22 protein-coding genes are annotated in these 20,516 nt (G+C 59.6%); 7 read left to right on the forward strand and 15 right to left on the reverse strand.

Annotated elements, in window-relative coordinates:
- Positions 1–22 precede the first annotated feature (22 nt).
- Positions 23–2,380: an EAL domain-containing protein gene (locus A3C3_RS0108695; RefSeq protein ID WP_022714218.1), complete on the reverse strand. Its 2,358-nt coding sequence runs from the start codon at positions 2,378–2,380 to the stop codon at positions 23–25.
- 185 nt (positions 2,381–2,565) lie between these two features.
- Complete coding sequence (locus tag A3C3_RS0108700; protein ID WP_022714219.1) at positions 2,566–3,180, reverse strand: 50S ribosomal protein L25/general stress protein Ctc; 615 nt, start codon at positions 3,178–3,180, stop codon at positions 2,566–2,568.
- Between the two features lie 368 nt (positions 3,181–3,548).
- Between A3C3_RS0108700 and A3C3_RS0108705 the strand changes: the two genes are divergently transcribed.
- Both A3C3_RS0108705 and A3C3_RS46840 read left to right on the forward strand, forming a co-directional pair.
- Positions 3,549–5,018, forward strand: a complete 1,470-nt coding sequence (locus tag A3C3_RS0108705) for a hypothetical protein (protein ID WP_022714220.1) — start codon at positions 3,549–3,551, stop codon at positions 5,016–5,018.
- Positions 5,019–5,351: 333 nt separating this feature from the next.
- A complete protein-coding gene (locus tag A3C3_RS46840) occupies positions 5,352–5,600 on the forward strand; it encodes a 2'-5' RNA ligase family protein (protein ID WP_233450623.1) in 249 nt (82 codons plus the stop codon).
- 116 nt (positions 5,601–5,716) lie between these two features.
- On the opposite strand, the gene A3C3_RS0108710 is transcribed toward A3C3_RS46840, so the two are convergent.
- The 7 genes from A3C3_RS0108710 to lgt all read right to left on the reverse strand — a co-directional run bounded on the left by A3C3_RS0108710 (position 5,717) and on the right by lgt (position 12,292).
- Positions 5,717–6,208, reverse strand: a complete 492-nt coding sequence (locus tag A3C3_RS0108710) for a Kazal-type serine protease inhibitor family protein (RefSeq protein ID WP_022714221.1) — start codon at positions 6,206–6,208, stop codon at positions 5,717–5,719.
- A gap of 104 nt (positions 6,209–6,312) precedes the next feature.
- Positions 6,313–7,245, reverse strand: coding sequence for a ribose-phosphate pyrophosphokinase (locus A3C3_RS0108715; RefSeq protein ID WP_022714222.1), 933 nt, complete (start codon positions 7,243–7,245; stop codon positions 6,313–6,315).
- Positions 7,246–7,350: 105 nt separating this feature from the next.
- On the reverse strand, positions 7,351–8,172 hold the full coding sequence (locus A3C3_RS0108720; protein WP_022714223.1) for a hypothetical protein: 822 nt from the start codon (positions 8,170–8,172) through the stop codon (positions 7,351–7,353).
- A 98-nt stretch (positions 8,173–8,270) separates the two neighbouring features.
- Entirely contained in the window at positions 8,271–9,422 is a 1,152-nt protein-coding gene (locus A3C3_RS0108725; RefSeq protein ID WP_022714224.1) for a M24 family metallopeptidase, read from the reverse strand.
- Between the two features lie 4 nt (positions 9,423–9,426).
- Positions 9,427–10,221 (reverse strand): peptidoglycan editing factor PgeF, encoded by a 795-nt coding sequence (pgeF, locus tag A3C3_RS0108730; protein ID WP_022714225.1) that lies wholly within the window; start codon positions 10,219–10,221, stop codon positions 9,427–9,429.
- Positions 10,222–10,320: 99 nt separating this feature from the next.
- Positions 10,321–11,421, reverse strand: a complete 1,101-nt coding sequence (locus tag A3C3_RS0108735) for a class I SAM-dependent methyltransferase (RefSeq protein ID WP_022714226.1) — start codon at positions 11,419–11,421, stop codon at positions 10,321–10,323.
- A gap of 22 nt (positions 11,422–11,443) precedes the next feature.
- Entirely contained in the window at positions 11,444–12,292 is an 849-nt protein-coding gene (gene lgt / locus A3C3_RS0108740) for a prolipoprotein diacylglyceryl transferase (protein WP_022714227.1), read from the reverse strand.
- 193 nt (positions 12,293–12,485) lie between these two features.
- On the opposite strand from lgt, the gene A3C3_RS0108745 reads away from it, so the two are divergent.
- The 4 genes from A3C3_RS0108745 to A3C3_RS0108760 all read left to right on the forward strand — a co-directional run bounded on the left by A3C3_RS0108745 (position 12,486) and on the right by A3C3_RS0108760 (position 14,812).
- Positions 12,486–12,746 (forward strand): accessory factor UbiK family protein, encoded by a 261-nt coding sequence (locus A3C3_RS0108745; protein ID WP_022714228.1) that lies wholly within the window; start codon positions 12,486–12,488, stop codon positions 12,744–12,746.
- A gap of 394 nt (positions 12,747–13,140) precedes the next feature.
- Complete coding sequence (locus A3C3_RS0108750) at positions 13,141–13,641, forward strand: type III secretion system chaperone family protein (protein WP_022714229.1); 501 nt, start codon at positions 13,141–13,143, stop codon at positions 13,639–13,641.
- Position 13,642: 1 nt separating this feature from the next.
- Positions 13,643–14,461: a pyrroline-5-carboxylate reductase gene (gene proC / locus A3C3_RS0108755; RefSeq protein ID WP_022714230.1), complete on the forward strand. Its 819-nt coding sequence runs from the start codon at positions 13,643–13,645 to the stop codon at positions 14,459–14,461.
- 9 nt (positions 14,462–14,470) lie between these two features.
- Complete coding sequence (locus A3C3_RS0108760; protein ID WP_022714231.1) at positions 14,471–14,812, forward strand: tRNA-binding protein; 342 nt, start codon at positions 14,471–14,473, stop codon at positions 14,810–14,812.
- Positions 14,813–15,188: 376 nt separating this feature from the next.
- On the opposite strand, the gene A3C3_RS0108770 is transcribed toward A3C3_RS0108760, so the two are convergent.
- From A3C3_RS0108770 to A3C3_RS0108785, 4 genes are read right to left on the reverse strand one after another with little or no spacing between them, the layout of a single operon-like run.
- Positions 15,189–15,770 (reverse strand): DUF1349 domain-containing protein, encoded by a 582-nt coding sequence (locus A3C3_RS0108770; RefSeq protein WP_022714233.1) that lies wholly within the window; start codon positions 15,768–15,770, stop codon positions 15,189–15,191.
- A gap of 7 nt (positions 15,771–15,777) precedes the next feature.
- Entirely contained in the window at positions 15,778–17,154 is a 1,377-nt protein-coding gene (locus A3C3_RS0108775) for an ATP-binding protein (protein WP_022714234.1), read from the reverse strand.
- A gap of 28 nt (positions 17,155–17,182) precedes the next feature.
- Positions 17,183–17,881 carry a response regulator gene (locus tag A3C3_RS0108780; protein WP_022714235.1) on the reverse strand — a complete coding sequence of 233 codons (699 nt, stop codon included), beginning with the start codon at positions 17,879–17,881 and terminating at the stop codon, positions 17,183–17,185.
- Positions 17,882–18,325, reverse strand: coding sequence for a MarR family winged helix-turn-helix transcriptional regulator (locus tag A3C3_RS0108785; RefSeq protein WP_051154449.1), 444 nt, complete (start codon positions 18,323–18,325; stop codon positions 17,882–17,884).
- Between the two features lie 287 nt (positions 18,326–18,612).
- Between A3C3_RS0108785 and A3C3_RS0108790 the strand changes: the two genes are divergently transcribed.
- Positions 18,613–19,506, forward strand: a complete 894-nt coding sequence (locus A3C3_RS0108790; protein WP_022714237.1) for a branched-chain amino acid aminotransferase — start codon at positions 18,613–18,615, stop codon at positions 19,504–19,506.
- Here the strand turns inward: A3C3_RS0108790 and A3C3_RS45105 are convergent.
- Positions 19,490–19,654, reverse strand: a complete 165-nt coding sequence (locus A3C3_RS45105) for a hypothetical protein (RefSeq protein WP_022714238.1) — start codon at positions 19,652–19,654, stop codon at positions 19,490–19,492. The genes A3C3_RS0108790 and A3C3_RS45105 overlap by 17 nt on opposite strands.
- A gap of 189 nt (positions 19,655–19,843) precedes the next feature.
- Complete coding sequence (locus A3C3_RS0108800) at positions 19,844–20,461, reverse strand: DUF1236 domain-containing protein (protein WP_022714239.1); 618 nt, start codon at positions 20,459–20,461, stop codon at positions 19,844–19,846.
- Positions 20,462–20,516: the final 55 nt, after the last annotated feature.

A 20,516-nucleotide genomic window follows, 5' to 3' on the forward strand; every position in this document is an offset into this window, starting at 1 on the left:
ATTTCCACCTTCAATGCGCCGATCACGAGGCTTGGGCGACCTCGTTTACCACGGCTGTGAGGTCCTCGATCAATTTCGAGGCATTCTGCGGACGATGGAAGAGGTAGCCCTGACCGTAGTCAAGCCCCATCTGGTGTAGGGTGCGGCATTCTTCTTCGGTTTCGATGCCTTCCGCGATGACGGTACAGTCCATCTTGTGCGAGAGCGTGGTGATGCCTTCGATGAGCATCCGGCTCTTGTGGCGGACGTCATCATTCGTGTCGTTGATCGACCGCGTGAAGGATTGGTCGACCTTAATGATGTCGACCGGGAAGCGGTTGAGATAGCTCAGCGACGAGTAGCCGGTACCGAAATCGTCAAGGGCGATGCGGCAGCCGAAAAGGCGCAGTTCGGTGAGCACCATGCGTATTTGCGGATTGTCGTGCATCAGAACGGCTTCGGTGATTTCGACGACAATTCGATCCGGACGGATGCCGTGCCGCCCGACGAGGCCGGCGAGGCGGGAGGGCAGGGCGGCTTCGAACTGCAGCGGCGAGAAATTGATCGCGAGATAGGTGTCCTGCATGCCCGGGATCCGGGAGATATTCGCCAGATGCCCGATCGCCTTTTCCATGATGACGTTGCCGACGCGGACGATCTTGGCGGTCTCCTCGGCGACGTGGATGATGCCAGCCGGCGGCATCAGGCCCTTCTGGGGGTGATTGAGGCGCAGGAGCGCTTCGAAGCCGGCGATGCGGTGATCGTCAAGTCCAACGATCGGCTGCAGATAGGCGTCGAACCAATCCTCGGCGAGGCCATTTTCGATGTGGCTTTCGATCTCGGCGCGCGCCCTTGCGCTGTCCAGCATGCTGTTGTCGAAAATCTGCGCGCCATTCTTGCCGTCGCGCTTCTTCGCATACATCGCCATATCCGACTTCTGCAGCAGTTCGGCTGCATTCGACGCATGGCGCGGATAGATAGCGATGCCGATGCTGGCGCTCAGATGCAGGTCGGGGCCGAAAGGCGCTTCGAAGACGGTGGCAATCTGCTCGCACATCGCCCTGGCGCGCTTCTCGCCGTCCTTGGCCGGAAGCAGGATGGCGAATTCGTCGCCACCAAGTCGCGCTGCCTGATCGGAGGGCGCAAGATGCTCGTTGAGCCGCTCGACGAGCTCGCGAAGCGCGCGATCGCCCTCGGCATGGCCCATATTGTCGTTGATCCACTTGAAGCGGTCGAGATCGATGAAGAGGCAGGCCAGCTCCTGGCCAGAGGCGTCGGCTTCGGCGATCTTGCCGTCGAGAGCGGTCTCGAACCCTTGGCGGTTCAGCAGGCCGGTGAGATGGTCGGTGATCGCCTGGCGGTGGTTGCGGTCTTCAGAGGCCTTCAGTGCGGTTACGTCGGTCATGACCGACAGCGATAACTGGTTTGGTCCGGTGGCTGTCTTGGATTCCAGGATCAGCACGTCCATGATGCGGCCGTCTGCGCAGAGGAACTTCACGGTCACGTCGAGTGCCGCGCCGTTCTCGAAACCTTCCTTGCGGTTTTGGAACGCTTCGCGGGTGTCGGGCGTCACGAGTTCGGCAAATCTGCGACCGATCACCTCAGCCCGGCCGTAGCCCGTTGCGACCAGCCAATAGTCGCTGACCGCTATGATGCGATCCTCGTTGTCCAGCGAGAAGAGCATGGCGGGCGTGAGGTTATAGATATCGGTTGCGAGGCGGTGGGCGAGCTTCAGTTCCTTCTCCTCGCTCTCCAGCTTTGTCTGCATCTCGTTGAAGCTGCGGGCAAGGCGGCCGATCTCATCGCTCGACTGCCAATCGACGTGATGGCGCGATCCAAGCTGGCGGGTGGCCTCTATGGCCGCGATAAGCCGCATGAGCGGCTGGATGACGAAGAGGCGGTTGCCAATCAGTGCGGTGCCGAAGACGGTGAGCACAGCGAAAATGAAGATCGATATGAAGACGACTTCTTCATGCTTGAGGCCGGAGAAGAGGCCAAGCTTCGGATAATAGACCGCGATGCTGCCAAGGTTCTTCGGACCGTCGACCGTGTTGTAGATGATTGCGCGGGAAACCTGAACGAGCTCGCCGTCAAAGGATTTCGGGATGGTCGATTGCGTCACGTTGAGCTGACTGGATTGATCGCGAACCTCGACCTTCACGATGGCGCCCTGCGAAACCATCGTGGCACTGATCTGGGTTACGCTGTCTTCGTCGAGATCCCAGAGCGGCTTTGCGAGCGCCTGGGAATTGGCAACCAGAAGAACGGAGATGTGGTCGCGTATTTCCTTGTCGGCGCGCTCGGAAGAAAGGAAGAGAAACAATACAAAAAGCGGAGCGACAAATATGAGAAGCGCCCCGCAAACAATCGCAAAAAATCTGTTCTCAACGGAATTGTTCATGGTTCCGTTTTCTCCCCGGGCTCTCACTTCGCGGCCATAACGGCAAAGAGCGGCAAGTGTAGAAATGCTTGGGGAATGCTTTCACGAATGTGTTAAATGTTGCTGAAGTGGGCTCGCGTTAAAATTGATAAGGCCCGCCTTCCAGGGGAAAGCGGGCCTTATAATTACGAATTGGTGTATGCGGATTATGCTTCCGCTTCGCCTTCGCCTTCAGCCGGAGCTTCTTCTTCAACGCCAGCGGCCGGAGCAACGATCGTTGCGATCGTGAAATCGCGGTCGATGACCGTTGTTACGCCCTTCGGCAGTGTGACTTCGGAGATATGGATGCTGTCGCCGATCTTCTTGCCGGAGAGGTCGATATCGAAGAATTCCGGGATCGCATCAGCCGGGCAATGAACTTCGATTGTGTGGCGAACGATGTTCAAAACGCCGCCGATCTTCACCTGCGACTTCTCTTCGTTGATGAAGTGAACCGGGATCTCGACGGTGACCTGCGTGTTGCCGGAGACGCGGAGGAAATCCACGTGCATCGTGAAGTCGCGAACCGGATCGAGCTGATAGTCCTTCGGCAGAACCTTGTACTTCTTGCCGCCGACGTCGATCGTCGCAACAGTGGTCATGAAACTACCGGCATGAATGCGCTTCGTCACCTCATTGGTGCTGAGAGCGATAGAAATGGGGGCCTGCTTGTCACCATAGATGACAGCGGGAATCAAACCGTTGCGGCGAAGTTCACGGGCGGACCCCTTACCAACCCGTTCGCGCGCCTCGGCCTTGAGCTCGTAAGTTTCCTGGCTCATGGCTATTCCTTTCGAGGTTATTTGGAGAGTCTCCGTCCGGTATCAACCTTCCGGTGACTGGAGGGGCGTTGGGCCTTCCTCATCCGCGTTGCCTCCAAGGGTGTCTGCGCGGACGCGTGCGCTATAGTATAAGTGAAGCGGAAACGCAAGGCGACGCGGCCCTATATCTCGGGTTGCCGGTCAGTGCCAGGATATTGATAAAGGAATCCTACGCCGCAATACAATAGAGACGGGACCGGTATCAAATTCGGTTTCTAAATGTTGCGATTCAGCATTTACAGGGCTTGCCTTTTCGACAAGCCTGAGTTGACATCCGGCCGCGTACATTCTCACATGACCGCCGATCAACGAGGCGGAGGAGCACGTTCATGCGGTACAGGCTGATGACGGCGACGAGCGCCGTTGTTCTCGGATTGATGACGGCGGCCCATGCGGCTGAGATCGACCGGGATGGTGCAAACGCCATTCGCGACAATCTCAACAGCCTGCTGCCCGAAGACATTGCCAAGAGCGGCGTCGTCGCCGTCAATCCGGCCGGTGCGCGCTACGAGATCATCTACGACCTGGCCAAGCTGCTTTCCAAGATCAACCCGGCGGATTTTGCGATCACCGGCCTGAAACCGATTTCGATGTTCGCCACGCCGCGGGACAACGGGCTCTGGAATGTCGAAGGCGACAACAGCCTGAACGTTTCCGGACATTTCAAGGGACCGGACCAGAAGCGCACCGATTTCACCTATTCCATCGCCTCAATGGTCTATACATCGGTCTTCGATCCCGCGATCAGCTATTTCCGCTCCGGCGATTTCAGCGCCAGGGATATCAAAGTCACGACCGCAACCGATACCGAACAGGTCAATGCCAGCTTCGGAGACATGAAATACAAGCTCACCTCCGCTGATGGCGCTTCCGCCGACAGGGCGGACTTTGCGGTGAACGGTACTTTGACAGCGTTTGCCGAGCAGGTGAGCGGGAAGGAAATGCCGCCGCTCCAGATCACTGCCGATACCATCGATTTCGACGCCAAGGTCAACAGCCTTCCGACAAAGCGATTGAGGGACATTGTCGTCCTCGCACTCGACCATGCCGAGGAAAAGCAGATGAGCAAGGAGAGCGAGGAAACGCTGAAGGGCATGCTTCGCGACGCTTTTCCGCTGATCTCTTCGCTCGAGGAAACTATCACCCTCAACAATCTTGCAGTGACGAGTGCTGCGGGCGGAGGCGGCGCCAAGAGCTTCAGCTACCGCCTGGCTGTAAATGGGCCGAGCAATGCAACGCAGCTTGGCGTTGCATTGAATGCTGCCGACGTCACATTTGACAGCCCGATGGTTCCGGCCGCCTATTCCGCCTTTCTGCCGCAGGCAGTCGATGTGCAGTTCGCCATCCCGGATATGGATTTTGCGGCTTTCGGTGATGAATTCATGAAACTTGATCTCACCAAGCCGCCGGAGGGCGGGGAGGACGCGGGCAAGAAGGCCGTGGAGCGGCTTTTCCGCGATGGCAGGTTTGTGATCGACTTCCCGAAGGTCAGCGCCAAGTCCGGCGTCTACGACATCGACATATCCGCAAAGGTCGAGAGCCGCATCGATGCGGGCAAGGACGACTATGCGCTGCAGGCCTCCATTCTGGCGCGCGACTACGACAAGACCATCGCAGCGGTTCAGCAGCTTGCCAAGACCAATCCCGAGCTCAATCAGGCGTCCTTCGGAATGCTGATGGTCAAGGGTTTCGCCAAGACCGATCCGGACGGCCGGCAGCGCTGGGACGTGACGGTCAGCCCCGATGGCACGGTGACCGTCAACGGTCAGCAGCTCAAGGGGCCGGATAAGCCGGAATGATTTTGCTGAGCATCAGGTGACGATGATTGTCACGGCCACATTGGGCGCCTAGAAGTGGCCGACAATGACGTTGGAGGCGTTCCGCGCATGCCTCATGGCGATAAGTCTGAAATGCTTAAACGAGACCGCCTTGCCGATAGTCGAGCTTTGGCAGGGAGCGTCCGCATTCGAACCTGCTCCATCGATGAAGGCCCTAGACTATCCTCCGCATGTGACCTTAGCGGTATATGAGGATTTTGCGCCCACCGATGTGCTGTCCAGAATTTTAGGCACTCAATCGGCGATACCCGTGAGTTTTCGGGTATTTCCTATTTTCAAAACGAATTCTTAGCGTTGTGGGCGCGTCCTGTACCGAATGGCCGGCTGCTGCAACTTCACGCGGCCGTCCATAGTGAAATAGACCCAGCGCTCTGTCGTGAGCACTATCGCCCCGATCGCTGGGTGCCTCATTGCACGATCGCAATGAAGATCCCCGGGGCCATGTTCGAGCCTGCCATCAAGTGGGCATCCGCAGGGGGAATTCTGCGTTACATTCGACGCGTTGGATATTGTGCGGTTTGCGCCAGTCGAGGTCTTGAGTGAAGTCAAGTTGACCACACAATGACCGCACGCAGTCGCCTTTCCAAACCGCTTTGCCAAAGTCGGGCTAGGCGGCGGATCCCGTGGGCCAACATCATCACCGGTACCGGCGCCGATGATCAGAAGCGGCACTCGCCGCCGCTGATGATCCGGAAGCCTGCATTGCCTGCCTCGCAGGGGTTCGGGAAGGTCTGTGTCTGACGGCCGCGCTGACCGCAGACCGGCGCATATTCGCGCGTGCAGATGCCGCCCGGGCGTTCCGGACGGTCAGGTCTGTCCGGGCGATCCGGCCAGTCGGGGCGTCCGGGACGATCCCGATCGGGGCGCGCAAAGGGCGGCGGTGCGCGGCGGCATTCGCCGCGGCCGACGATCATGAAGCCGCTGTTGCGGGCCTGGCAGGCATTTCCGAAGGTTTGAAGCCGGCCGCCGCGTTCGCCGCAGACCGGCGCATATTCCATGGTGCACATTTGCTGCTGCGGCGGCCACGGGCTGGGCGGCGGGCGTGATGGACCGGGATCGACCTCCACCGTGCAGGCGGAAAGCAGGGGAATAAGCGCGAGAAGCGCAAAGCGCTTCGAGCCTAGTGAACATTTCGTATTGATCGCCGTCATATGGCTTCCCATGCAAATCACTTTGCGCGAGACTAGCCGAAAGCGCGCTGCCGAAGAAGACGAAAAATACAACCTTGCCTATCTTTTGCCGGTGAGGAAAACTCTCAGTCGAAGAGACTGGAAACAGATTCTTCCTGGCTGGTGCGGTTGATCGCTTCGCCGATGAGGGTTGCCGTCGTGATGACGCGGATATTGTGGGCCGACTGGACGGCGGTGGTCGGCTGGATAGAGTCGGTGATCACCAGTTCGCGCAGCTTCGACGAGGTGATGCGGGTGACCGCGCCGCCGGAAAGAACGCCGTGGGTGATGTAGGCGGTGACGCTTGCCGCACCTTGGGCCAGCAAAGCATCGGCGGCGTTGCAAAGCGTGCCGCCGGAATCGACGATGTCGTCAATCAGCAGGCAATCCTTGCCTTCGACGTCGCCGATAATGTTCATGACTTCGGATTCACCTGGACGGTCACGGCGCTTGTCCACGATCGCCAGAAGACAGTCGAGGCGTTTGGCAAGCGAACGGGCGCGGACGACGCCGCCGACGTCCGGCGAAACGACCATGACGTTGCTGATGTCGTAATTGGCCTTGATATCGCGCGTCAGAACCGGAACGGCGTAGAGGTTGTCCGTCGGGATGTCGAAGAATCCCTGAATTTGGCCGGCATGCAGGTCGAGCGTCAGAACGCGGTCGGCACCGGCCTCGGTGATAAGGTTAGCGACCAGCTTCGCGGAGATCGGCGTGCGCCCTGAGGCGCGGCGATCCTGTCGGGCATAACCGAAATAGGGAAGGACTGCCGTGATGCGGCGCGCGGACGAACGGCGCATCGCATCGATCATAATCAGCAGTTCCATCAGATGATCGTTCGTCGGAAAGGAGGTCGACTGGACGACGAAGACGTCTTCGCCGCGGACGTTTTCCTGGATTTCGACGAAGATTTCCTGATCGGCAAATCTTCTGACGCTGGCCTTGCCCAAGGGCACATTGAGATAGGTGCAGATCGCTTCGGCAAGATGCCGGTTCGAATTGCCTGCGAAAACCTTCATTTTGGCCCGCCTGTTGTCTGCTGATAGCCGCGCTTTTTAGCCAGCTTGCTTCCGAATGCAAGCGCAAAGGCGCCACAGGCTTTGATATTTGTAAAAAGCCTGTTGCTAACCGTCGCGCGTCTGCCGCCAGGAATTAAACGCGGCGATCGTTTTCGTGGCGATCTGCTGCATGACGGAGGCAGGAACGCCGACCCAGGGATCCTGTGCCGCGGAAGGCACCTTTTCCTGTCCCTGGATGCGGTGCAGGCGGGCGCCGCTGCCGTCGAGGATATCCCAGACGTAAACGACGGTTACATTGCCTTCGTCGGTAAAGGCCGAGAGGTAACCCTTCAGGATATAGTCGCTGCTGGTGTCGTTCGAACTCTTGATCGAGAGACCGTGCGAGCGCGCCTCGGCTCCGAGCTGGCGGGAAAGCGGCGTCACCGCTTGGACGGGAGCACCGATAATCGGCAGGAAGCGAACGGTGTTGCCGCCGATTGCGGACGAGGCGGCAGGATCGATGGCTGCGACCCGTTTCTGCTGGCGGGCAGGGGCCAGATTGCCCATGTCTTCTTCTTCCGCCTGCGCATTGGAAACCGGCTCGGCAAGCGTCCGGCCTTCGACAGGCGGCGAAGCTGCGGGCGAGGGTCCGCGCCGGGCAAGCGCGTCGGCCTGCTCCTGCATTGTCGTCGGCGGCGCGCCGGGACCGGATCTGTAAGTCTGATTGTTGTATGCCGGGTGATAGCCGGCCTGCCTGGATTCGCCAGCAAAGGCCCGCGTAGGCTCTGAGCCTGCCATGCGCTCCACTTCGCGCTGGGTGACGGGTGAGGAGCGGCCAAGCGACGAGTCGCCAATATCGACTTGCGGCGTCAGCGCATCGGTGGTGTTGCAGGCGGAAAGCGCGGCCAGGCAGGCAAGGAGCACCGGCGCAGTCTGAGCTCGCGTCATCGCTGTCGTCGTCCTTCCCTCATTCGCATCAGCCCGCCTGATTTATGGGGGTGGGGGCTGTCCGCTGTCAATTCCGGATTCTTGCCGATGATTGCCCGTCATGCGCCGATGAAATCGAGCGAGTGGCGGGAAAGGGTGCGCGGCCCATCCGTCGTCGTCAGGTAGGTCTGGCCAAGCGTCATGGCCGTTCCGGTGTCGGAATCGGCGATGATCATGTGCACGAAGAGCGACATGTTCGGCTCGATCGGCTGCGGATTGCCGATATGGAACATCTGATGTTCCATCCAGGACGGCGAGAAGCGGGCGCCGAGGGAATAGCCGCACGCGTTCAGCCGATGCCGGGCAAGCCCGCGCTCGTCCATGATCTTGGCATGCATGTCGAAGACGTCGCCGAAAGTGTGCCCCGGTTTCAGTACGGTTTCGATCGCCTGCAGGTTTTCCAGGCAGGCGTTATAGAGTTCGCGGTGGCGGTGCGTCGGCTCGCCGATGACGATCGTGCGCATCATGGCGGCGTGATAGTGCGCATAGGTGCCCGCCCATTCGAGCGTAAGCTGGTCATTTGCTTCGAGCTTGCGGCGGCCGGCCTTGTAGCGGCAGAGCAGGGCGTCCGTGCCGGAACCGATGATGTATTCGTTGGCGGGGTAGTCTCCACCACCCGAAAAGACAGCACCCTGCATGGCGGCAAGGATGTCCGCCTCGTCGGCGCCGGACTTGGTCAGCGTGATTGCGGCATCCAGAGCATCGTCTGCAAGGGCTGCGGCACGCTCGACATAGACCACCTCCGCTGGGCTTTTCACGAGGCGCAAGCGGCTGACGAGATAGGAGGCATCAACGATCTGGCCGAAGGTGGAAAGCTGGGCGTCGAGCAGGCGGGCGATTCGCCCGGTCATGCCGTGGGTGTCGTATTCGACGCCGATGCGCGCGCCGAGCAGGTCCATATCGACCAGCAGGTTCCTGAGGTCGAGCGTCGGGTCGGCATTGACGCGGTCGACCCAGACGTGGATGTCTTCGAGGATCGACGTGTGCTTGGCCTGACGAAGGTCCGCAGAGCGGGTAATCAGCGACATCGTGCCATCGACCTTGACCACCAGCGTCTGGAAGAAGCAGTAGCCGAACGTGTCGTAGCCCGTCAGCCAGTACATGCTTTCCTGCGCGAAGAGCAGGACGGCATCCAGCTTTTCCGCGCGCATCTGGTCAGTAAGGCGCGTGAGGCGGCTTGCGAATTCGGCTGTTTCGAAATGCAGTGCCATTCGGTCAAATCTCCCTGATGCTGATCGCTGAAATCTGGCGGCCGTAGTCCGGCTCTTTATTATGTGTGGTGCGCCGGTACGAGAAAAAGCGCTCGCTGTCTGGATAGGTGCAAATGCCAAGGCTTTCGGCGCGCACACCCGCCTCCAGCAGCCGGTCGATGGTCAGCGCCGGAAGGTCGAACATCGCGTGGCCCGACTTCTTCGAAGGAATGAAATAGCGCTCGTAAGACGAATCCTGTGTGACGAAGCGCTCGACGAATTCCGGGCCGACCTCATAGCTTGTCTGGCTGATCGAGGGACCGAGGCAGGCGATGATGGTCCGGCGCTTCGCTCCAAGCCTTTCCATCGCTACAACGGTGTTTTCCAGGACGCCGGTCAGTGCGCCTTTCCATCCGGCATGTGCGGCGCCGATCACCCGGTTTTCCGGGTCGGCGAACAGGATCGGGCCGCAGTCGGCAGCAAGGACGCCGAGGACGATGCCAGGCGTTGCCGTGACCAGCGCGTCGGCTTCGGGGCGTGTGCCGTCATAGCTGCTGTCGACGGTGACCGCATCTGGCGAATGAACCTGATGAACTGTCGCGAGCCTTTCCAAGGGCTGGCTGAACCAGGCGGCAACGCGACGGCGGTTCTCCATCACCCTTGCGCGGTCGTCGTTCGAGCCAAGCCCGACATTCAGGCCGCGATAGAGCCCCTCCGACACGCCGCCCGCCCGTGTGAAATAGCCGTGGCGGATCGCTTCGCCGGCCGCTTCGTTCAACAGCGCGCTTTCGATCGGTGCGGGAGAGGCCGCGTCTTGCATCAGTGATTCCGGGGTGTTTGAACGGCGCCATTGTCCGCCGGCCCGCCCGGCGAAGCATTCTTGATTGCGCCGGATGTTGGCCCAGGGCCGCGCGTCCTGTCAATCCACCGGGCGGAACGGCATGAGATCGACGGCCGGATAGGAGACGGCCATCGCCTTGAAAAGCTCGCCCATCCGGCCTTCGCCGGAGCCGGCCAGACGGTCCACCGCGCTCTGGATGATCTGCTGGGTGCGCGGTTCACGATCGCGGCCGAGAGCGGCTGCGCGCTCGAGAATGCCGAGGCCGATCAGGAAATCGCCCTGGTGCAACGCGCCATTGAGATGCAGCCCGGCGCCGACAGCGGTTTTCGCAAGGTCTTCGAAATCCACATGGCTCGTCAGGTCCGCTTCCCCGGGATGGGCAAGCGGCGGGTCGAATTCGTGCATGCGCACGGCCTGCAGCGTATCGCCAAAGCCGGTGACGAGATGGCCGTAATCGATCGCCAGCGCCGTGCCGCCGAAAGCCTTCAGGCGATCGCAGATCGTCATCATCACAGCCTGGCGGGCCGGCGAAATCTCAAAGAGCGTGCCGGCCGGCGCGGCCTGCGGTGATTGAGGCAGCAGTGCCGGATCGATGCCGGCGAACCCGGCGGCGAATGTCAGATCGCCATCGATATCGAGGCCAACCATGCGCTCACGAAAGCCGGTCGGCGTCTTGACGAACTGGCGGATCGGAATGGCGTCGAATAGCTCGTTTGCCGCAATCAGCGTGAAACCCGGCGGCACTTCCTCGAAATCGGAATGCCAGCTGATCTTGCCCTCATGTGCGTCAAGCGTCTGCTGCTGGATACCGCGCAGCCGCTCGCTCGTTTCGACGAGATGAACTGTCATATTCTCGAAAAGCGGCGCGGCGAGACGCTCGATCACGCGCAGCATGTCGGCCATCATCGTCCCGCGACCGGGGCCGATTTCAACGAGGCGCACGCCTGCCGGCGCGCCATGCCGCTGCCAGGCATGCACGACGAAGACCCCGATCATTTCGCCGAAGAGCTGACTGACTTCGGGCGCAGTGACAAAATCGCCGGACCGGCCGAAGGGCTCGCGGGTGCGATAGTAGCCGTATTCCGGATCAGCGAGGCAGAGTGAAAAATAGTCCGTGACGCTGATCGGCCCGTTCGCCTGAATGATCGTCTTTATCTTTTCACCGAGTGCGGTCGTCATGATCGTTACCGTCCTGACGGGCTCAATGCTGCAAAGCGGCCTGGCGGCGGGCGCGCGCCATCGCCCAGATGCCGAGCAGGATCATCGGGAAAGAAAGGACCATGCCCATGGTCAGCCAGTTCGTGCCGAGCAGGTAACCAAGCTGCGCATCCGGTTCGCGGAAGAACTCGACGAATATGCGTGACAGCGCGTAGCCGCAGACGAAGAGACCGGTAACGAGCCCCGGTGATTTCAGCGCCCGGAAACCGTAGACGATAAGAGCAAGCGAAAGCAGCAGCACGATACCTTCGAGGCCTGCTTCATAGAGCTGGCTCGGATGCCGCGCAAACGGCCCGCCGGTCGGGAAAACGACTGCCCAGGGCACATCCGTAAGCCGCCCCCAAAGCTCGCCGTTGACGAAGTTCGCAATGCGGCCGAAGAACAGGCCGATCGGCACCACGGTAGCGACGATGTCGAAAAGGCTCCAGACAGGAATGCCGTTCTTGCGTGCAAAGAGGATCATGGCGATCGTCGTGCCGATGGTTCCGCCGTGGAAGGACATGCCGCCATTCCAGATCTCGATGGCACGGAGCGGGCTCTCGATCACGGCCGGCAGATCGTAGAAAAGGATGTAACCGATGCGACCGCCGAGAACGATGCCGAGGGCCGCCCAGACGATGAAGTCATCGATCTGCGCCTTGGTGATCGGCGAGGCATTGCCCGGCCAAAGCGCATCATTGCCGGCGATCTGCCGGGCATAGAGCCATCCAAGCATGATGCCTGCGACATAGGCGAGACCGTACCAGTGAACAGCCACAGGGCCGATCGAAAAGGCGATCGGATCGATATCCGGAAAGGGCATGATCGAAAGAAGATTGGCTGCAGTCGGCAAAATTTTTCCACCCGTTGATGTGCGCGGAACATGGCGTTGCGATACGAAGCGGTCAAGTCGATTGTGAGGCAGAGCAATGCTCGGAACGGCTTATCCAGAGCAAAGCGCTTGCATCCTTAACAGCAAAGCCCTACCTCATTCCTTAGGGCTTCAGGCCCATCAAAATCATGTGGTGGGAAGGAGAAAAACCGCCATGACCAGTGGAACAAACCGCATCATGGACGAATTCGCCAAGCTGATGACGGATGCTGCAGGCGCGGCCCAGGGTGTGCGCAAGGAAATTGAGACTGCCTTCAACGCTCAGGCCGAACGCTGGCTGAACACCATGGATGTGGTCAAGCGCGAGGAATTCGAGGCCGTCCGCGAAATGGCGATCAAGGCGCGCGACGAGAACGAAGCGCTGCTTGCCCGAGTCGCCGCACTCGAAGCAAAGCTTGCTGCAAAAACGAAGTAAATCCCATTCAGGCACAGGGTACGGTGTGGCGCTTAAGCGGCACACCGCCTCATCGACAAAAAAATCAGGTGTCGTTTTCCACCTGTGGACACTGCCAAAAAAGCCAATACGCAGAGTCGTTTACAACCTCCTTCTGAAATCAAATTCCGAACGGCTGTCCACAGTGCCTTTCCGGAAATGACCGGAGAGGGGCTGGCTTGTCACGGGGGGCGTTATACACTGATTTTAAATGATGATTCGAAGCGGACATTGGTAAGCTCCGGGAAGGTTCACTGCGTTAGGTCTGGCAGTGGTTCAACGAACATCCGAGTGGTGGTTCCGGTATTTGCGTGTGTCTTTTCTTGTGTCGTAAACCCAAGTTCAGTCGCATTCATTCCGGTCAAGAAGGTGCTGCATGAGCCTTATGGAATTGGAATTCGAGCGTCAGTCGAACCCGGTCGATATGATCGAGTACGTCGCCGCCAATAACGACTGGTCGTTTGAGCGGTCGGGCGAGGACGAGATCGCAATGACGGTCGAGGGGAAGTGGGCCGATTACCACGTTTCCTTCTCCTGGATGGAGGAATTCGAGGCGCTGCATCTCGGCTGCGCGTTTGACATCAAGGTTCCGGAAGCTCGCGTCAACGAGGTCACCAAGCTTTTGGCGGCGATCAACGGGCAGGTTCTGATGGGTCATTTCGATCTGTGGCGGCAGGAAGACGTGATCATCTTCCGGCAGTCGCTGCTTCTGGCGGGCGGTGCCGAGCCAACGAACCGTCAGGTGGAAGTTTTGCTTTCCAGCGCGCTCGATACCTGCGAAGCTTATTATCAGGCGTTCCAGTTCGTCATCTGGTCGGGCCTGGATGCTGCCAAGGCCATGGAAGCAGTCCTCTTCGAAACGGTCGGCGAAGCGTAAAATGTCACCATCGTCTTCCGATACAGTCGTTCTTGTCGGCGCCGGCAATATGGGCGGTGCGATGCTTTCCGGCTGGCTGAAGAGCGGAGTTCCGGGATCATCCGTTGTCGTGGTCGATCCGGGTCCGTCGCCCGCGATGATGAAGGTCATCGGCGATGCGGGCGCGACGCATGCCTCAACCGTTCCCGCCGGCCTGAAAGCAGATGTCATCTTCCTCGCGGTGAAGCCGCAGGTGATGGAAACAGTCCTGCCACCGGTCAAAAGCGCCGTCGGATCCAAGACGGTGGTCGTTTCGGTGGCTGCCGGCAAGACGCTGGCTTTCCTCGAAAAGCATCTCGGCGAAGCCGCCATGGTCCGCGCCATGCCAAATACCCCCGCCATGATCGGCCGCGGCGTCACCGGCGCCTTCGCCAATCCGCGCGTCAGCGCCGGCCAGCGCGATCGCGTTCATTCGCTTCTTCGCGTCTCGGGTCCTGTCGAGTGGGTTTCGGCCGAGTCAGATATCGATGCCGTGACGGCATTGTCAGGCAGCGGCCCGGCCTATGTGTTCTATCTCGTCGAGTGTATGGCAGAAGCAGGCCGTAAACTTGGCCTGCCGGCGGACCTTGCCATGCGCCTTGCACGGGAAACTGTCGCGGGGGCTGGTGAACTCCTATACCAGTCCCCCGACGACGCCTCGAAGCTTCGCCAGAACGTAACGTCGCCGGGCGGCACGACGGCCGCGGCCCTTTCAGTTCTTATGGCAGAAGAGGGCATGCAGCCGCTATTCGACGAGGCTCTTGCGGCTGCGCGCGCACGCGCCGAAGAGCTTGCCGGTTGAGGACGCGCGATGGCTGAAGAAATCACCTACGCCGATTTCGAGCGTGTGGACATTCGTGCCGGCACGATCATTGAGGCCCAGCCCTTTCCGGAAGCCCGAAAGCCGGCGGTCAAGCTGCTAATCGATTTCGGCCCGGAAATCGGCGTCAAGAAATCCTCGGCGCAGATCACCGTTCACTACACGCTGGAAAACCTCGTCGGCCGCCAGGTTCTCGGGGTTGTGAACTTCCCGCCGCGCCAGATCGGACCGTTTCGCTCGGAAGTGCTGACGCTCGGCTTCGAAGACGAAGCGGGTGCGATCGTTCTTGCTGCAACCGACAAGCCGGTGCCGAACGGCAGGAAGCTGATGTAATCCGAGGTTCAATTGGCATGCCAGACGTTATCTTTGCAATACGGGCATGATCAAAGCGACTTGGAGCGTTGAGAAAAAAAAGCAGCTGAAGGCTCATCCCGGTCGTCGAACATGCTTTGAAGATATCGTTGCAGCAATCGAAAACGGCGGGCTTTTGGATGGCGTGGGTCATCCCAAAGTTCCTCTGCTTCTCCTGCGGACACGCAGACCATGCCGACGTCAAACGCGGCGGTCAATATCCTAGCGGCCGGAACACGGCCATCGAAGGCGGTTAAACCCGTCTCCCGAATACGCGAAAGGCCGGCCTGAGCCGCCCTGAAAATCCCCGTCCTCGAGGGCGGGGAAGATTTTAAAAATACGTATCGAGCTGATGTGATCAGTGAATGTCGCGCGAGACCGGATCAGTCAGCGTGAAATCATGAAAGATGGCTTCGAAGCCAGAGCGCTGCGGCGAGCAGAATGCCGGGCCGACCATAACCTCTTCAGTCGACGGATCGAACCAGGCGAGGCGCGCCATGCGCCATTCGCTGATCCGGTCGGTCCGGTACTGAATAAAAAGTGCGTCCTTGTTGCGGGTCACGCGAAGGGAGAGCAGGTCGAATTCGTGCTCGATGCGAAAGGCCGACCAGTCGGAATTGCTATTGGTCACGACGGTGCTGAAGTGCCTTGCGCCGTCGGTATATTCGATTCCGCATTTCATCCAGTGCGCTGAATCTGCTCGGACCATCAGGCCGGCCTGGTCGTACAGTTCTTGATAGCGTCCGGAAAATGTCACTTCTGCGGTGAAGTCGCCCTTGCGCCGATGATAGAGAAAATGGCCGTCATCACGGTGGAACCCGTAATAGGTACCTTGCCAAAAGTCCGTCCTGTCGCCCGATCGGACATGCAATGCACCCTCGTGAAGCTCCGCCAAGGGCGGAGGATTGAGCCAGGTCATTTCTTTCCGGTCGATTGCCATCTGGAACTCACGCGGGGATGCGGATGGTGGCGCGCAGACCGCCGCGCGGGCTGTCGCCGAGCGTGACATTGCCGCCATGGCTACGGGCGATATCGCGCGCGATCGCAAGGCCGAGTCCGGTTCCGGAATCGTCCAGATTGCGTGCTTCATCCAGACGGAAGAAGGGCTTGAAGACATCCTCGCGGTTCTTTTCGGGAATGCCGGGGCCATCGTCGTCGAAATTCAGCGTCAGCCATTTCGCGCCGTGCTTCGCTTCGATGTTCAGCGTATTCGCATAGCGGCGGGCATTGGATGCGAGGTTGGTCACCAGGCGCGTAAATGCGTTCGGCCGAACCGAGATCTTGTCTTCGCCTTCGATCGAATAGGTGAGTTGCTTTTCGTGCAGAGCGAAGTCCGTTGCGATCTTTCCGAGCAGTTCGGTAAGCTTTAGTTCTCCGACATCCTCCTCGATCTCGCTGCGCGCAAAGGCCATGTAGGCTTCGAGCATCGACTGCATGTCGTTGACGTCGTCATTCAGTCCCTGGAGTTCCGGGCTGTTGCCGGCAAGGGCAAGCTGCAGCTTGAAGCGCGTGAGTACCGTGCGTAAGTCGTGACTGACGCCGGTGAGCATCGCGGTTCTCTGCTCGATCTGCCTTTCGATGCGTTCGCGCATCAGGATGAAGGCAAGACCCGCGCGCCTGACCTCATCGGCGCCGCGCGGATAGAAGTCATCGTGTTTGTGTCCCTTGCCGAAGCTTTCGGCGGCTTGCGCGAGCGTCAGGATCGGCCGAATCTGGCCGCGCAGAAAGAGGATCGACACGCCGATGAGGACGAGAGAAGCGCCGACCATCCAGACGATGAAGATGTGCGTGTTCGACGCGTAGGTCTGGTTGCGCTTGGTCAAAACGCGCAGAATCTTATCGTCCAGCTTTATACGGATTTCGACGAGACTCGAGTCTCCCACCGTATCGATCCAGAACGGTCGTTTGATCTGGTCGCTGATCTCATCGCTCAGGATGCCGTCGAGGATGGAGAAGAATGGTTTTTCGCGCGGCGGCGGCAGATCTCCGTCAGGCTCGATCGAAATCTGAAGGTTCAACTGCTCGCGGGCGATGCGGGTGGCCTCGCTATAATCCGTATCCTGCGGATAGGTCTCGATGATCTGGATGATCGCCGCAATATCCCGGGTCACAGCCATCGACAGGCGTTGCGTCACCATCTGCCAGTGGCGCTCCATGAACACCGCCGCAACGACGGACTGCAGCAGCACCATGGGTATGATAATGATCAGCAGCGAACGGACGTAGAGACCGGTCGGCAGGCGGCGGCGTAGCCAGCGACCGAATCCTTTCCATCCGGAGGCTGGCGATCGTTCTTCGCGGCGCAGGGAGTCGAAAGTTACCATCACTGTCGCGATCCTGACGTTGAGGCCATCAATCGATGCTCAGTCTGTATCCTATACCACGAACCGTCTGGAGCCAGACAGGATTTGCAGGGTCGTCCTCGATCTTGCGGCGGAGGCGATTGATCTGCACGTCGATCGTGCGCTCGCCGACGTCGACGTCGTTGCCGATGAGCTCGTGCCGCGGAATGGTGTCGCCGGCGCGCTTGGCAAAAAGCAGCATGATTTCCTGCTCGCGGTCCGTGAGGCGGATCACTTCCGTCGCCTTCTTCAATTCCTTGCGGGTGAGCGAGAAAGTGTACGGGCCGAACATGATCTGCTCGATCTTCGGCGCGTCCGAGGCGTTGCGGCGCAGGATATTATTGACGCGCAGCACCAGTTCGCGCGGGTCGAAAGGCTTCGAGAGATAATCGTCGGCGCCGGCTTCAAGGCCCGCAATGCGATTGTCGGATTCCGCAAGCGCTGTGAGCATGATGATCGGCACGTTCTTGATGGCGCGCAGGCCGCGCGTCACGTCGATGCCGGATTCGCCCGGCATCATCACATCCATGATGATGAGATCGAAGTCGAGCCCGGCGAGCTTGCGTTGCGCCTCGGCACCATCTGCAGCCACGGTCACCCGGAAGCCGTTCTCCGTCAGGTAACGGTTCAAAAGAGCGCGGATCCGGGTGTCGTCATCGACCACCAGCAGATGCGCCGCGTCATCAGAAATGATTGTCTTCCCCGCCATTCAATCCGCTTTCGTTGTTTGTCTGTCCCTCATACCCCTCAGAAATGCCTTCACGCTTTCGCGCACGTCCGGAGCGGCACCGTCGAATGCTCTCTCAATGCGGCGCGATTGCGGCTCCGCCAGAGCGAGCGCGAGTTCGCGCCCGGTCTTAGTCGGATAAAGCTTACGCTGGCGCCGGTCTTCAGGCCCAGCAACCTGACGAATATACCCCGAATCGATCAGTTGTTTGAGCACCCGAGCGAGGCTCTGTTTGGTAATCTTCAATGTATCCAAAAGATCGGCAACGGTCATGCCCGGTTCACGGTTAACGAAATGCACTACCCTATGATGAGCCCGGCCGAACCCGCTCTTTTCGAGGATCGCATCCGGATCAGAGACGAAATCGCGATAGGCGAAAAAGAAGAGCTCGATGATCTCGAAATCGATGATGCCGGTGTTTTCCATCGGTGCGGCCAATGGTTCGGAGTTGGCTACTTTCTGTCGTGCCGCCACGTCATTTCCTTTCTCGTACTGCAGGCCCCGGGAAACTTTAGCAAAGATATGTCAGCTTTGTTGACACAATTTTACGCCGCTGTTAGCTTCCCCGGACTTTGCGGAGGCGGGACGTTCGTTCGAAACCGGCCCGTCTTTCCTCCCCATACAACGCATATTTTTCCCCACTGCGTAGTGGATAAAACGTAATATGGGCAACAATCAACAGGCATGGCGTGCAGTCGCCGGAGGATAAGAGAATGGCTTCAGTTCCCTTCGACCAGCTGGATGGCGAAATCTGGTTCAACGGCGAATTCGTGCCGTGGAAGGACGCGAAGGTTCACGTGCTGACGCATGGTCTGCATTATGCCAGCGCGGTCTTCGAAGGCGAACGCGCCTATGGCGGCCGCGTTTTCAAGCTGACGGAGCATAACCAGCGTCTTCACAAGTCCGCTGAAATCCTTGGATTCAAGGTGCCGTACTCGGTCGAGGAACTCGACGCGGCAACTATCGAACTGCTGAAGCGCCAAGGTTTTTCCGAGGCCTATGTACGCCCAATCGCCTGGCGCGGTAGCGAAATGATGGGGATTTCGGCGCAGTCGAACCGCATCAATGTTGCGATCGCCATCTGGCAGTGGGGCAGCTACTTCAATCCCGCCGAAAAGCTCAAGGGCATCCGCCTCGATATCGCCGAATATCGCCGCCCCGACCCGAAGACGGCGCCGTCTTCGTCGAAGGCCGCCGGCCTCTACATGATCTGCACCATCTCCAAGCATGCCGCGGAGGCCAAGGGCTATGCGGATGCGATGATGCTCGATTACCGCGGCCAGGTCGCCGAAGCGACGGGCGCCAACATCTTCTTCGTCAAGGACGGCGTCATCCATACGCCGCTTCCCGACTGCTTCCTTAACGGCATTACGCGCCAGACGGTGATCGAACTCGCCAAGCGCCGCGGCTATCCGGTCGTCGAGCGGGCAATCCAGCCAGAAGAGCTTTCGGGCTTCAGCGAATGCTTCTTGACGGGTTCTGCTGCGGAAGTGACACCGGTCTCCGAGATCGGACCTTATAAATTCACGCCCGCGACGATCTCCGAGACGCTAATGAACGACTACATGAAGGAAGTATCTCCGGCGGCGTCTATCGCGGCCGAGTAACGTCTCCATCGGACAGAAAGCCCGGTCGCGCCTTCCGCGCGCCGGACTTTGTTTTACCGATCTCGACAGCCGTCGACAGGATGCTCCCGCCGATGCCGACGATTGCGCCGGCAATCAGTTGCGTGATGAGCGGAAGGCGTTCTTCCATGATTTCCTCTCGGGGCGCGATCAATGAGGATCACCGGCAGACGCCACTCCTGCGACATATCGCGATTTTATCACGTAGAGGATGGAAGGGGCGCTAAATGCAACCCATGTGAGGGGTTCGGTGTGGCAGAAAGCTTGCCAGGCACTCTAACGCAATGAGGCGGTCCAACGACCGCCTCATTCCGCACGCTTATTGATAGACATAGACGATGCGGCGGGTGCCGGGATCGACGAGCACGGGCCGGTTATTGATGCGCACATAGCGGTATTGGTAGTCGGGAATCTCCTGGAAGGTCACGGTATCCGGAACCTCGGCACCCACGACGACATCGCCGCCCAACTGAATCGTCTGCGTCGGCGTGGTTTCGATATAGGTGCGGACCGTCTCTGGTGGCGTTATTGCTTCCACGGAGCCGACGGGGCCAAGCAGTTCATCGCCGGGGGCGGGCTGCGGATCGGCGGGCACGACGGTTGCGGTCGACTCATATGTCACAGACGGGACGCCAAGAACGGCCTCGTTCTCTTCGACGATCATCGCGTTGCCTTGGTGCTCGACCTGCAGGTATTCAGCATAGACCCAGCCGCGCATGCCGTTAACATCGACGCGGCACCAGCGGCTGCCCTGGATGCAGCCATCCAAGATGGCCGCAGAGCCGCGCGTTGCGACGCCGACCGAGGGATATTGCGGGCCAGGCCCGGAACGCACGTTGAGGTCGTTGATGGCCGTCGCGCTCATTTCCGCATGGGCGAAGCCAGCGCTCGCGGCGAGCACGGCACCTGCCAGGAAAAGATTTCTCGTGAAGGTCATTCTTTTTCTCCTTGCTTTAGCTGGAATGAAACGCTCCGTTTACCATCTAGTTCCG

Source organism: Rhizobium mongolense USDA 1844, from assembly GCF_000419765.1.
GTDB lineage: Bacteria > Pseudomonadota > Alphaproteobacteria > Rhizobiales > Rhizobiaceae > Rhizobium > Rhizobium mongolense.